Raw genomic sequence first — 12,983 nt, 5'->3', positions numbered from 1 at the left:
GCCGCTAGAGTGTCTTGCCCGCCTCCAGCCAGCCATTGATGACGGCAATCGCCGCCGAGCGGTTGTGGACCCCGAGCGCGCGGAAGATCACCGACAGATGCACCTTGACGGTCCCTTCCGCGACGCCCAGTTCGCGCGCAATCATCTTGTTGGTCCAGCCGCGATGCACGAGCCGCATGATGTCCTGTTGCCGTGGCGAGAGGTTCTCCAGCAGATGCTGTTGATGCGGCTGCAGGGCTGTCACCTGGACGATCGGTTCGGTCACGGCTGGCGCGGCGGCTGCGGGCGCGGGAGCCGCGGGTGCGCTCATGGTGCTGCTGGCCGCGCCGGGTACAGCGGCTGCGCGCGTGCCGAGCAGGCTTAGTGCTTCCATCGGTACATACGCGCCACCGGACAGCACGAGTTCGATCGCCTTCAGCATGACACTCGCGGGCTGGCGTTTCGGAACGAAGCCGAGCGCGCCGGCAGCGAGTACCGCGCGCATTTCATCGGGCGATTCTTCGGCCGAGAGCACGACAACCGGCAACGCCGGATTCTCTTTCAGCAGGACTTCGAGGGACGCCGCGCCGCTCATGCCGGGCATGTGCAGATCGACGATCGCCAGATCGTGATCGGCGTCGGGCCGCGCGGCGGCGGCGAGCGTTTCCCAGCTGTCGGCTTCGTCGAACTGGGCATCCGGGTCGAGTCCGCGGAGCAATCCTTTGACGCCCTGGCGGATCAGTTCATGATCGTCGGCCACAAGAAACTTCATGATGTCTCCGCGTATCGGCCCTGCGTATGCGTATTGTCCACCGTTTTTTCGCCGATGCCGGACGCGGATGGCGCAACCCCCGTTCTGCGCCATCCGTCCCGTCGGGCCTCTTTGCAAGCGTGGCCTCGTCTACCGCGTGCCTCCCTGACTGCAAGGCTTATATTGAACTGCCGCTACTGCGCCACCTGCTGTCGCGATCATAGGCTCGATCGGCGCCAACGGTGTCACTAAGGGTGCTCGGGTGGCACCTTGGGCTCTTGCACAAATCCCCGCGGAAGCAGCGTACCGAATGCCGACGTCGAGGAGGTCTCCTGTGCGGACAGCGGGTGGGTACTTGTGGTGCGTTGTTCCACCCGCCGCCTCGCATCCATTCATCTGACGACTGTTTATGCTGCGACCTGCTACATAAACGCGTACGGTTGTCCGATTTTGAAGCGAGGGATGCAAGGTTTAACAATTGCCTTGCCCTGAGGCCTTTACCTGAGTGGCTGCGCGCGTGAGCACACGGCGGCAGCCCGCGCGTCATTTCACCGCGAAGAGCGTCAGGTTCATCAGGATCCTGAACGCGAAGCCGAGCGACATGGCGCCGCTCACGCCGGCGCACCACAGCGCGATGAACCAGAGCCAGCCAGGCAACGCGCGGCGCGTGGGTGCGACGGCCGGCTGCTTCGGCTTAGTGATAGTGATGCTGGTCGTCATGGCTCACCTTGCCGCGAAATACCCAATAGCCGAGGGTGGTGTAGGTCAGGATGATGGGAATGATCACCGCCGCGCCCGCGAGCGTGAACATCTGACTCGAACGCGGCGCGGCGGCTTCCCAGAGGGTCATGCTCGACGGGATCGCGTAGGGCCACAGGCTCACGAGCAAGCCGAGATAGCCGATCAGCACGAGCGCGAGCGCCAGCACGAAGGGCGTTTTGTGATGCCGGTCGCGTACGGCGCGACGCATGAAGAACACACACAGCGCGACGAGGAACGGTACCGGCAGCAGACGGTAGAACAGGCCCGACGCGAACCAGCGCTGCGCGATGACCGGCTCTTGCAGCGGCGTCCAGAGACTGACTGCGACGATGAAGGCGAGCAGCACCATCGTCAGCGGCCACACGACCCGATGCAGGCGGCGCTGCAGATCGCCTTCGGTTTTGGCGACCAGCCAGCAGCAGCCGAGCAGCGCGTAGGTGACGACGAGTCCGAGGCCGGTCAGCAGACTGAACGGCGTCAGCCAGTCAAAGGCGCCACCGGCATAGCTGCCGTCGGCGAGCGGAATGCCCTGCAGAAACGCGCCCAGCACGATGCCCTGGAAGAACGCCGCACCGGTCGAGCCGCCGATAAACGCCAGATCCCACAGATGCCTGGTCCGGTTCGCCTTGCCGCGCAGTTCGAACGACACGCCGCGGAAGATCAGACAGGCGAGCATGAAAACCAGCGGCAGATACAGTGCCGACAACACGGTCGAATAGACCACCGGAAACACCGCGAACAGCCCGGCGCCGCCGAGCACCAGCCAGGTCTCATTGCCGTCCCAGACCGGCGCGACCGTGTTCATCATCAGATTGCGCTCTCTCTCATCGGGGAAGAACGGAAATACGATACCAATGCCCAGATCGAAGCCATCCAGCACGACATACATGAACAGGCCCAGCGCGATGATCGCGGCCCACACTACGGTGACATCCATCTTTTTTTCCTCGTGATGGGAGATTCAGGCTGCGTCGACCAACCGGTCGACGGCCGTCGTGGGGCAGCGCGCAGTGCGGCCGGCGAGTGCGCCCGCCAACGTGTCAGGCGTGCCATGCGGCGGCAATGCGGGGCCCGCGCGCATCAGCTTGAGCATGTAGTAGATGCCGGTGCCGAACACGAGGAAGTAGACGATCACGAACGCCATCAGCGAAATGCCGACTTGCTGCGTGGTGAGCGGCGACACCGCTTGCGAGGTGCGCAGCACGCCATACACGACCCACGGCTGGCGACCGGCTTCCGTGGTGACCCAGCCGGCCAGCAGCGAGATGAAACCGGTCGGGCCCATCGCCACCGCGTGCTTGTGAAACCACTTCGCGTCGTACAGCGTGCCGCGCCGGCGCAGCACCCAGGCGGCGATCGACATCGCGATCATTAGTACGCCGAACCCTGCCATCACGCGAAAACTCCAGAACACGACGGTTGAATCCGGCCGGTCTTCGGGCGGGAATTCCTTCAGGCCGCGGATTTCGCCGTCCCAGCTATGCGTGAGAATCAGGCTGCCCAGGTGAGGGACCGAGACCGCATAGCGGGTGGTCTCGGCCTTCATGTCCGGGATGCCGAACAGATTGAGCGGCGTGCCGCCTTTCTCGGTGTTCCACAGACCTTCGATGGCCGCGATCTTGGCCGGCTGGTACTCGCGGGTATTCAGGCCGTGCTGGTCGCCGACGACGGCCTGGATGGGCGTCAAGAGCAACAGCATCCACAGTGCCATGGAGAACATCTTTTTCACGGCCGGATCGCGCCGCCCCTTGAGCAGATGCCACGCGCCCACGGCCGCCACCACCAGCGCGGCGACGATAAACGCGGCCAGCGCCATATGCGCAAGCCGGTAGGGAAACGATGGATTGAAAACGATCTTGAACCAGTCGAGCGGTACGACATGACCGTTCTCGACAGCGAAGCCCTGCGGCGTTTGCATCCAGCTGTTCGAGGCAAGAATCCAGAAGGTCGAAATCAGCGTGCCCACCGCGACCATCAGCGTGGCGCCGAAGTGCGCACGTGGACTGACGCGCTGCCAGCCGAACAGCATGATGCCGAGGAAGCCGGCTTCGAGGAAGAACGCGGTCATGACCTCGTACATCAGCAACGGCCCGGTAATCGGACCGGCGAAACTGGAGAAGCCTGACCAGTTGGTGCCGAACTCGTAGCTCATCACGACACCGGAAACGACGCCCATGCCAAAAGCCACTGCAAAGATCTTCGACCAGAACAGGCACAGATCTTTGTAGTAGGCCTTGCGGGTTCTGAGCCAGCGCCATTCGAGCACGGCGATGAAGCTGGCCAGTCCGATGCTCAGCGCCGGAAAGACGATATGAAACGAAACCGTGAACGCGAACTGGATGCGCGCCAGGTCAAATGCGGAGATTGCGGGTGCGGGGTTCATAGCGTTGCTGCCGTTGATGCCGAAACAACCAACGCGCGACGACCGGTGTCGGCGCGCACTGCGGTGTGCAGATGGCGCAAGAGTAGGGGAATGTGGAAGGCTTTGCTGCGTTGCGACGTGCGTCGAAAAGACGCGCAGAAGAGGGTCGCGTTGTGATCTGGAGGCGATAAGCCGTTGATCAATATCAGGTTTATTTCGGAGTGCCGCGCATGGCGACGCGACACCCGAAACGCAAACTGCGTCAATACACCGCGCTGCAGCAGAAGTGCAGCGCCGGACGCCTCAAACTACGTAATTGAAATGACGAGCTTCTTGCCGCACGCTGCGGCGTATTTGCGCAAGGTCTCGATGGATGGCGAATGCTGGCCGGATTCGAGCGCGCGCTCGAGCCGTGTAATGGCGGGCGCGTGCGTACCCATGCGTTCGGCGACTTGCGCCTGGCTCAGGCCGGCGGCGTGACGTGCCGCGAGCATCTGATCGAGCAGGGCGAATTCACCGCGATTCAGGCGTTCGAATTCCGCGCGGACCTCGGGATCTGCGAGGGCTGACTTCCGCAGTTCTTTATACGTTGACACGTTTGACCTCCAGCAGTCTTGTGCGAGCCACTTCCAGCTCCTTCAACGGCGTGTCTTGCGACTTCTTCACAAAGGAGTGAAGCATGACGATTCGATAGTCGACGATCGAGCAATAGAACACTCTGGCAATTCCTTCGGCTCCCTTCAGGCCAGCTAGCGCGATAAAGCGCGCCAACAGCGTTTTGGGCAAGGAAGCGACCTGGGTTTTGACCTTCTCACTCTAAAAGTCGATCTCAAATGCCATTGGGTTCCAATATAACAAATATGTTATCTAAAAACAAGTGCCCCCTCGATTGAACGAATCGCAATCGGTGCTGCATCGGAGGCGACGACACAGGGTTGTGGCGCACACGTCATAAGCATGGGAAGGCACAACGCTTGTGCTGCTGGATGAAAGTCAGGATAACGGATTGAATGTGTTCTGAGCATTGGCAAAATGGCCGGGCTTCGACGATATGAGGCGGTTCGTACTCGGTATCAGGAAATACGTGGAGTCCTATGCAATCGTAAGAAATGTTTGAATGTGTAAATTGATCATGGGTCTGAACAATGCGGCACGGCGCTCGCCCCTTGGTGCGATACGGCTTGCATGACGAGGCACTTTCCTCGGACGTAAGGACTACCGACCCCGCCGTTACAAACGAAGCTATTTCAGCTTGAGTAACGTCTGCGTAGCGGATATCTTGAGATCTCTCGTGTGATCGACCCCGACATGCGAGTGTGGTTCTCGCGGCGTCCCGCTTCAAGCGGCGACGCCGTTTTTTTATGCCTGTTCGGTGTGCTGTCCTGCAAGAAAGTCGAACACGATTCGTGTGCCAGATTGTCGCGCCCGGAGCGGATTGGGATGTGTCTGATCGTCCTGCGAACCTGCGGATGGGATCGTAGGTGTTTCCCGATGCGAGTGAGACAAAGATGAAAAAGTTAGTGGTTCTGACGGTCTTCGCGGCCAGCCTCGCTGGGCTGGCTGGTTGTGTGACACCCACGTACACCTACGACCAGATTCATACGCGTAACTGGACGCGTGAAAGCCTCGAGCAACGGTTCCCAGCGGGGACATCGAAGGTGCACGTGCTGGAACAACTGGGCGGTCCTTTCGCCGAGAAATCCGCGGGCGATCTCACGCGATGGGATTATGTTGGCGGCGCATCCGGTCAACTCCATGTCATGTTCCTGTTCAGGAACGGGCAACTTTTCGAAAAGCGCTTCGAGAATTTTTGAGCACGGATATTTTCATGATCTTCCGGCACGGCCGAGCCGCCGTGTCGGCATGCCCCGCCGTTTAGCGCCACGAGGCGTGATGCGGCGGCGTGTCAGCGCTTGCACGGTCCATGTCGCGGCGACGAACGGCGCGGTCATGGCGGGCCATCCGTCGTGTCCGGTCACGTGCTGCAGACCCATAACCAGCGCGATACCGCCGAGCACGGCGACCCAACCGGCGTCGGCGAGCGCCAGCGCCGTCAATGCTCCGTTGAATCCGAGCAGACCGGCGTCGAACGAGACGAGGCTTGCGCCAAGCAGCAGATGGACTGCGCTCGTCATACACGCGCCTGCCAGCGCCCACGCTGCGAGCCGCCACGACGACGCGGCGATACCGGCCAGCACGAGCACGCCGGCCACCGCACCTGACGCGAAACCCGTCTGTGCGAGCCCCGCGAAGAGACCGTCCGGAATGCGGGCGAAGGTCCAGACATGAGCGTCGGCAAGCGGCGCCGTGCCACGCTCGACAAGCGGCAGCCACAACCATGTAACGATCAGGCAAGGGCTCGAATAGACACTCAGACCCCGCGAGCGCAGCCAGCGTGACCACGGTGCAAGTCCCCACGCCGTGGCGAAGCCCGCGAGAATTGCCACGGCGCCCGCGGTGGCGCTATCCGCGATGAATGTGAATGCCGCGAGCCCGGCCAATGCACCGTTGAAGCCGTGCAGCCCGTCAAGCGTATCGGCCTCGTCATAACCGGCCAGCACAGCGCCGATATTTGCCGCTATCGCGCCGGTCAGCGCGGCGCAGGCGAGACGCAGGTCGTAAACGAGCCATGCGGCGACGAGGCACGCTCCGGTGAAGGCATTGGGCTGCAGGACGATCTGGCCGAGACTGCGCAACAGCGTGCGCAGCGCGGCGGATTCTGTCGGGTTGGAAGCAGCATGCATGATGGCGAGGCAGCGCAACGGCGTGACTGTGAAGAAGGACCGCGTGACGCGAGGGCGCCGCGGTCGGTTTATGGAGGAAGACCCGCGAGCATAGGGTATCCGTGCCTTATCCGGCATCCCGATACGATGATAGTGGCTATTTGTGATGTGTTTTGCGGGGCGCAGCGCACGCTGGCAGGTCTTGCTACGATAGAAGTCCGGCATGCGCTCTTGCAAACCCGTGCTGCCGTGCCGATCCACAAGGAGGCAGGCGTATGCGTGAAGTCCGTTGGGCATCGGAAGAGGGCGACGGCATCGAACATCTGGTGTTCGATGCGCGCGACGAGGGTGTCTTCGTCGAGAGCGCGGTTGTCGGGCAGCGCTATGGCAAGGGTTATGGGCTTTACTACGGGGTACATTGCGACCCGCACTGGCGCGTCGGGGACGGGTATCTCAAGATCATGGGCGGCGGCGAACTGGCGTTACACAGCGACGGCGCGGGGCATTGGCACGATGGCCAAGGCATGACGCTCGCTGCGATCGAAGGGTGTATCGACATCGATATTGCCGCGACCCCGTTCACCAACACGCTGCCCATCCGGCGTCTGCAACTGGCGGAGGGCGAGCGTCGGCCGATCGAGGTGGCGTACCTGTCGACCCCGGACCTGCAGGTCACGCGCGTCGCGCAGGCCTATACGTGCATCGCGTTGAACCGCGAATATCGCTACGAGGGGATCTTCCGCAACTTCAGCGCTAACCTGAGCGTCGACGAAGACGGCCTGGTGATCGACTACCCGACGCTCTTCACGCGCTTGCCGCGAACGCGCTGACGTCGTCTGGGCGGCCACGCGGCGCACAGCGGGCCGCGAAGCGATCGATCTTCGCGGCGATGTCCACGGGGTCGCGCAATACGACCCAGTGGCCAGCGTCGATCGTCTCGCGCGTATAGTCGCCGAGCCATTTTTCGAGGCCCAGCGACAAGGCCGGCCCGACGTAACGGTCGCGCAAGGGCACGATGAATTGCACTGGCGCATGGGCGCGTCGCGCACGTGGATGAAACAGCCGGTCGATGAAGTTGGCGCGGTAGAGATTCAGACCGTTGATCCCGTTGCGCAGCTGAGCAGGGTCGCGCTCGCCACGCACGTGTTCGGAGACGCGCAGCCACAAAGACCAGCCACGCGCCATCCCGCAGCGCCACGCGAGTTCCGGCAAGAGCGGCAGATGAAACACGAAGATGTACCACGACTTCAGCATTTGCCGCAGGCCGCTCGCGAACGGCCGCGCGGCGTGCTGCCCGGGAGATGTCCCGCGCGAGCCGCGCAAGCCGAGCGCTGCGTGGTCGAGGCATGGGCCGGAGATCGACGTGAACGACGCAATACGACCTTCGAATGCCGCGCTCGTGACGGCTTCCCAGCTCTGGATCGAACCCCAGTCGTGGCCTACCAGATGAAACGGTCGCCCAGCGCAGGTCGCATCGGCGACGGCGGCGAGATCGGCGGCGAGCCGTTCGAGTCGATACCCGGCGCGCCGCGCCGGCGCTTGCGATGCACCTGCGCCGCGCACGTCGTAGGCAATCACGCGGTAGTGCCGCTCCAGCTGTGCCCGCAGCGGCTCCCAGACGGCCGCTGAATCCGGATAACCGTGCACGAGCACCAGCGGCGGCGCCTCGCGCGGTCCGCTGACATACACCGCGAGGCGTACATCGCCTGTGTCGATCATGAGCGCGTCGCGGGTCACGCAGCCGCCCGCACGCCGCGGCGGCTCGCTTTCAGTGCGGCGGGGTCGGCGGCATTAGCGGCAGTGACCGCGGCGACGAGACCGTCAATGCGCGCCAGTTGCGCGCGATTGTCGTGATCCCATGGGTGGTAACCGGGTTTGAAGAAGCGCAGCCACTCCATTGCGATGCCGGGAAACACACCATGCCTCGGTCCGTAGAGGAATTTGACGACTCGCCACATGCCGCGCACATGGCCGCCGCGTTTGCGGTCGGCGATCAGGAGGCGCACGTGGTAGTCGAACACGATCAGCCAGAACACCACGGTCACCGTTAGCATGGTGCCGGTGCGCAGCAGATAGCGCGCGAGACCGGGCTTGACCGCTGTGTTCCATACATCGAACGAGACCGCTTTGTGTTCGGTCTCTTCCAGCGCATGCCAGGTCCACATCTGCGCATATCCTTCGACCGAGCCGCCCACACGGGTATCGTCCTCTAGCAGCAGGCCGGCCAGCATGGCCGTGTAGTGTTCGAGCGCGACGGTCATCGCCAGTTGAAACGACTTCGGCATCTTGCGATTGACGTTGAGGAACATCGCGAGACGCCGGTCGAGCTTGTGCGCGGGCAATCCGGCGTTCTGCAGCAGATCGTTGTACTCGACGTGCTCACGCGTGTGCATCGCTTCCTGACCGATAAATCCGAGTACCTGCTTTTTCAGCAGCGGATCGTGAATCCGGTCGCGGTAGTTGCGCACGCTGTCCATGAAAAAGCGCTCGCCCGCGGGGAACAGCAGTGACAGTGCGTTGAAAAAGTGCGTGACGTGTGAACCCTGCTGATGCCAGTCGCAGGCACGTTCAGGGGGTAAAGCGAAACGAAGGTCGCGGCGAACGGGCAGCATGGCCTTTCTCCTTGAGGTGCCGATGTTCCGGATGTGCGGTTGGTGCAGATGGTGCAGATGGTTTAGGCGCGCCGCCCAGCAGCTTCCGCCGCGCGGGCGCGTTTGTGCGCAATGCGCTGCATGCGCCGCGTTTGCATCACGACAAGCGTCTGATAGGCAGCCGGCAGTGTGCGCGCGAGCCAGTCGGCGGCTCGCGCGTCGCGGCCGATCAGCACGCGCCGCCGGTTCTTGCGCACGCCGTCGAGAATCACGCGGGCGGCCTGGTCGGCGGTGGTGATGAAGAACTTTTCGAAGTCGTCCTTACCTTGCTGTTCGCTCTCGATCATGAAGCCGACCATGTTCGAGGCAATCCGGCTCGATTGCGCGATGCTGGTGCGAATGCCGCCCGGATGCACGCAAGTGGCGGACACGCCGCATTTCATCAGGTCGAGCTCCTGGCGCAGCGCCTCGGTGAAGCCGCGCACCGCGAACTTGGTGGCGTTGTAGCCGCTCATGCCTGGCTGTGCGAAAAGTCCGAACACGCTCGACGTATTAACGATGTGGCCCGCGCCTGCAGCCTTCAGATGCGGCAGGAACGCTTTGGTGCCATGCACGACGCCCCAGAAGTTGATACCGACAATCCACTCGAGATCCGCGTATTCCATACCGTCGATCGTGCTCGACAGCGCCACGCCCGCGTTGTTGAACACAAGATTGACACGCTGGTGCTGAGCGACGGTCTCGGCCGCCCAATCGAACATGGCCGCGCGATCCGCCACGTCGAGCACACGTGTCGTGATATGCAGCGGTGCACCGACGATCTGCGGCGCCTCTACCCGCGCGAGCTGCGCGGTTTCGGCGAGGCTCGCGGCGTTGCGGTCCGCGAGCGCCAGATGGCAGCCTTCGCGCGCCAGCTGCAGGGCGAGCGAGCGGCCCATGCCTGAGCCCGCGCCCGTGATCGCTGCCACACGGTCTGTGAAACTCTTCATCGTATTTCTCCCATCCTCTCTGAGCGGTGCCTTGTGGTTTGTTCTGCGTGGCCGCCCGACGCGGCATTCGACTGCGCCGCAGGCGCATAGGCGAAGTAGTCGTCCATGCGGAAGGTGCGGGTCGCCTGGCGGAAACGGAATGCAAAACCGGGCCACAGGGTGGTGTTCTTGCCGGTTGCCGGATCGAGATACCAGCTCTTGCAGCCGCCGGTGGACCAGATTGCGCGGTCGAGTTTTTGCTGGATCTGCTCGTTGTAGGCGCGTTCGACTTGCGGACGCACCTCGATTGCCGCGGTGCGACCGCCTTTCATGGCTTGCAGTGCGCGCAGGATGTACTCGACCTGCGACTCGATCATGTACACCATCGAGTTATGACCGAGGCCGGTGTTCGGGCCGACGATCATGAAGAAGTTCGGATAACCAGGCAACGTCGTGCCGAGATAAGCATGGGCACCGTCGTGCCAGGTATCCACGATATCGACACCGCCTTTGCCACGCACCACGCCGCGCGGGAACGGGTCCGCGACCTGGAAGCCCGTGCCGAAGATTACACAGTCGACGGGGTGACGTACGCCATCTGCGGTGACCACGGCATCTTCTTCCACACGCGCGATACCGCTCGTGACGACCGAGACGTTCTGGCGCGAGAGGGCCGGATAATAGTCGTTCGAAATCAGAATGCGTTTGCAACCCATCGTGTAGTCGGGCGTGAGCGTGGCGCGCAATCGCGAATCGGGCACCTGTCGGCGCAGATGACGCAGCGCGATCTTTTGCGCGGTCTTCATCAACGAAGGATGCACCGCAAAGCCGAAGGCCCGCGATTCCAGCACGCAATAGAGGCCCGCGCGCATGATCTTCTGGGTGAACGGCACATGCCGGAACAACCATTGTTCGAGCGGCTTCACCGCGCGGTCGGCCTTCGGCATGATCCACGGCGGGGTGCGTTGGAACAGGTTCAGTTGAGCGGCGCGCGAGGCAATCTGCGGCACGAACTGGATCGCGCTGGCACCCGTGCCGATCACGGCGACGCGTTTGCCTTCGAGCGAATAGGTGTGATCCCACTGCTGCGAGTGGAAGGTCTTGCCCTTGAAGCTGGCGAGGCCCGGAATGTCGGGCAGCGCCGCGCGCGACAGGCCGCCCATGCCCGACACCAGCACGCGCGCCGACCAGCGCTGGCCGTTGGCGAATGCGATCTGCCAGCGGTGGCAGGTTTCGTCATAAGTAGCGCTAACCAGTTCGTGGCCGAAGCGGATATGCCGCGCTACGCCGAAACGCTGCGTGCACGCTTCCAGGTAGGCGCGGATTTCGGGTTGGCGCGCGAACATACGGGTCCAGCGCGGATTGGGCGCGAACGAGAACGAATAGACATGCGACTGGACGTCGCACGCGCAGCCGGGGTAATGATTGTCGCGCCAGGTGCCGCCGACCGAGGCAGCTTTTTCGGCGACCATGAAATCGGTCATGCCGGCCTGCCGGAGCCGGATCGCCATGCCGAGTCCGGCAAAGCCCGACCCGATAATCGCAACATCGGTCTCGAGAGGCGCCAACGCGTCGGGGGGCATTGTGCGTGCGTTCATCCGGTCCGTCTCCTTTTTTCACTCTTAACTGTGACATTGAGTGATGTAACGATAGGGGCTGAGAACGAATCACACAAGAAGCGGTTTAGACGGCGGGCTCTATGGGGGCGGGAGGCGGGGCGTCGAGCGCCATTCCACTATGCGGAATGGCGCCGAGGATGAAGCTGAAGGGAGGCGTAACGCCGGATCAGTCCGGCGCGGGCTTTACTGCGTGATGGCGCGTGAAGCCGCAGTCGCGCGAAGCGGCATCGGTTCACTCGCCGCAATCGCTTCGCTGCTCTGCACGATATGCAATTCCCGCGTGCGGACAGGCAAACCGCATTGGGCGTCGTTGAGTGTCTGGCGCACCTGGCGCGCGAGATCCCAGCGCATGTCCCAGAACACGTCGATATTCGCCCACACGCGCACGTTGAGCACCACCGTGCTGTCGTCGAAGCGGCTCACCATGACTTGCGGCGCGGGCGTCGGCAAGGCACGCGGGTCGGCGGCGGCGAGCGAGCGCAGGGCGGCTAGCGCGTGATCGACGTCGTCGCGCACGGAGATTTCCACTTCCAGATCCAGACGGCGCGTCGGATTGCGGTTGTAATTGCGGATCGAATTGCTCCACAGCGCGCTGTTCGGCACGTATTCGCAGATGCCGTCGGCCTTGGTGAGCCGCGTCGTGAACAGACTGATTTCTTCGACCGTGCCTGCCACGGTGCCCGTGCCGGCTTCGATCGAATCGCCTACCTTGAAGGGCCGCAGCAGCAACAGCATGATGCCGGCCGCGATGTTTTGCATCGTCCCTTGCAATGCGAGACCGATCGCGAGGCCGGCGGCGCCGAGCACCGCGACGATGCTGGCCGTCTGGATACCCAACTGCGACAGCGCACCGACGATCGCCACGACACGAATGCCCCACAGGCTGGTGTCGCAGAGGACCGGGCGCAGCGTGGCGTCCATACGCGACTGACGGGTCAGCAGGCGGTTGAGCGAGCGCGAGACGCGGCGTGCGACCCACCAGCCCGCGACGAGGATCAGCGCGGCGGCGCACAGGTGCATCGAAATGGAGGTGAGTGCATCCCAGAGGAAAGTCCACCGGTTCGGGTGGATCTCGGCGAGAAGATTCTGCATAGCCTTGAGGGTCCTTCTTTTCTGCAACGGCGCGCGTGGCGCCGCATGATGGTTCAAAAGGGAAAAGCGCTGCCGCTACAACGTTTTTGGCAATCGGGACAGATGGAATGTGCGCGGCGGGACCCGCATGATACCG

General features: G+C 62.9%; 14 protein-coding genes. 2 read left to right on the top strand and 12 right to left on the bottom strand.

Annotated elements, in window-relative coordinates; translation table 11 throughout:
* Positions 1 to 4 precede the first annotated feature (4 nt).
* The 6 genes from P3T43_RS23950 to P3T43_RS23925 form a co-directional block, all read right to left on the bottom strand.
* The gene (locus tag P3T43_RS23950) at positions 5 to 751 is read right to left on the bottom strand and encodes a response regulator transcription factor (protein WP_429283524.1); all 747 of its coding nucleotides are present in this window, start codon (positions 749 to 751) and stop codon (positions 5 to 7) included.
* A 522-nt stretch (positions 752 to 1,273) separates the two neighbouring features.
* The gene (locus P3T43_RS23945) at positions 1,274 to 1,450 is read right to left on the bottom strand and encodes a hypothetical protein (protein WP_429283523.1); all 177 of its coding nucleotides are present in this window, start codon (positions 1,448 to 1,450) and stop codon (positions 1,274 to 1,276) included.
* A complete protein-coding gene (gene cydB, locus P3T43_RS23940; RefSeq protein WP_429283522.1) occupies positions 1,425 to 2,429 on the bottom strand; it encodes a cytochrome d ubiquinol oxidase subunit II in 1,005 nt (334 codons plus the stop codon). Before cydB ends, P3T43_RS23945 begins: the two co-directional genes overlap by 26 nt.
* 24 nt (positions 2,430 to 2,453) lie before the next feature.
* Complete coding sequence (locus P3T43_RS23935; RefSeq protein ID WP_429283521.1) at positions 2,454 to 3,875, bottom strand: cytochrome ubiquinol oxidase subunit I; 1,422 nt, start codon at positions 3,873 to 3,875, stop codon at positions 2,454 to 2,456.
* A gap of 287 nt (positions 3,876 to 4,162) precedes the next feature.
* A complete protein-coding gene (locus P3T43_RS23930) occupies positions 4,163 to 4,450 on the bottom strand; it encodes a helix-turn-helix domain-containing protein (RefSeq protein WP_429283520.1) in 288 nt (95 codons plus the stop codon).
* Positions 4,437 to 4,640: a type II toxin-antitoxin system RelE/ParE family toxin gene (locus P3T43_RS23925; RefSeq protein ID WP_429283519.1), complete on the bottom strand. Its 204-nt coding sequence runs from the start codon at positions 4,638 to 4,640 to the stop codon at positions 4,437 to 4,439. Before P3T43_RS23925 ends, P3T43_RS23930 begins: the two co-directional genes overlap by 14 nt.
* 722 nt (positions 4,641 to 5,362) lie before the next feature.
* On the opposite strand from P3T43_RS23925, the gene P3T43_RS23920 reads away from it, so the two are divergent.
* Positions 5,363 to 5,668 carry a hypothetical protein gene (locus P3T43_RS23920; RefSeq protein ID WP_429283518.1) on the top strand — a complete coding sequence of 102 codons (306 nt, stop codon included), beginning with the start codon at positions 5,363 to 5,365 and terminating at the stop codon, positions 5,666 to 5,668.
* A gap of 12 nt (positions 5,669 to 5,680) precedes the next feature.
* Here P3T43_RS23920 and P3T43_RS23915 read toward each other — a convergent pair whose 3' ends face one another.
* Positions 5,681 to 6,598, bottom strand: a complete 918-nt coding sequence (locus tag P3T43_RS23915) for an urea transporter (RefSeq protein WP_429283517.1) — start codon at positions 6,596 to 6,598, stop codon at positions 5,681 to 5,683.
* 254 nt (positions 6,599 to 6,852) lie between these two features.
* Between P3T43_RS23915 and P3T43_RS23910 the strand changes: the two genes are divergently transcribed.
* Positions 6,853 to 7,407: a putative glycolipid-binding domain-containing protein gene (locus P3T43_RS23910; RefSeq protein ID WP_429283516.1), complete on the top strand. Its 555-nt coding sequence runs from the start codon at positions 6,853 to 6,855 to the stop codon at positions 7,405 to 7,407.
* Here the strand turns inward: P3T43_RS23910 and P3T43_RS23905 are convergent.
* From P3T43_RS23905 to P3T43_RS23885, 5 genes are all read right to left on the bottom strand, one after another.
* Entirely contained in the window at positions 7,382 to 8,296 is a 915-nt protein-coding gene (locus tag P3T43_RS23905; protein WP_429283515.1) for an alpha/beta fold hydrolase, read from the bottom strand. The genes P3T43_RS23910 and P3T43_RS23905 overlap by 26 nt on opposite strands.
* Positions 8,297 to 8,310: 14 nt before the next feature.
* Positions 8,311 to 9,189 carry a metal-dependent hydrolase gene (locus tag P3T43_RS23900; protein ID WP_429283514.1) on the bottom strand — a complete coding sequence of 293 codons (879 nt, stop codon included), beginning with the start codon at positions 9,187 to 9,189 and terminating at the stop codon, positions 8,311 to 8,313.
* Positions 9,190 to 9,251: 62 nt separating this feature from the next.
* Entirely contained in the window at positions 9,252 to 10,157 is a 906-nt protein-coding gene (locus P3T43_RS23895; protein ID WP_429283513.1) for an SDR family NAD(P)-dependent oxidoreductase, read from the bottom strand.
* Entirely contained in the window at positions 10,154 to 11,734 is a 1,581-nt protein-coding gene (locus P3T43_RS23890) for a flavin-containing monooxygenase (protein ID WP_429283512.1), read from the bottom strand. The genes P3T43_RS23895 and P3T43_RS23890 overlap by 4 nt, the downstream gene beginning before the upstream one ends.
* Before the next feature lie 204 nt (positions 11,735 to 11,938).
* The gene (locus tag P3T43_RS23885) at positions 11,939 to 12,847 is read right to left on the bottom strand and encodes a mechanosensitive ion channel family protein (protein ID WP_429283511.1); all 909 of its coding nucleotides are present in this window, start codon (positions 12,845 to 12,847) and stop codon (positions 11,939 to 11,941) included.
* Between the last annotated feature and the right edge of the window lie 136 nt (positions 12,848 to 12,983).

Origin of the sequence: Paraburkholderia sp. GAS41 (assembly GCF_050436545.1) — a bacterium.
In the GTDB taxonomy this organism is placed as follows: domain Bacteria; phylum Pseudomonadota; class Gammaproteobacteria; order Burkholderiales; family Burkholderiaceae; genus Paraburkholderia.
The sequence above is the reverse complement of the archived record's forward strand: the minus strand, read 5'-3'. Positions and strand labels throughout refer to the sequence as shown.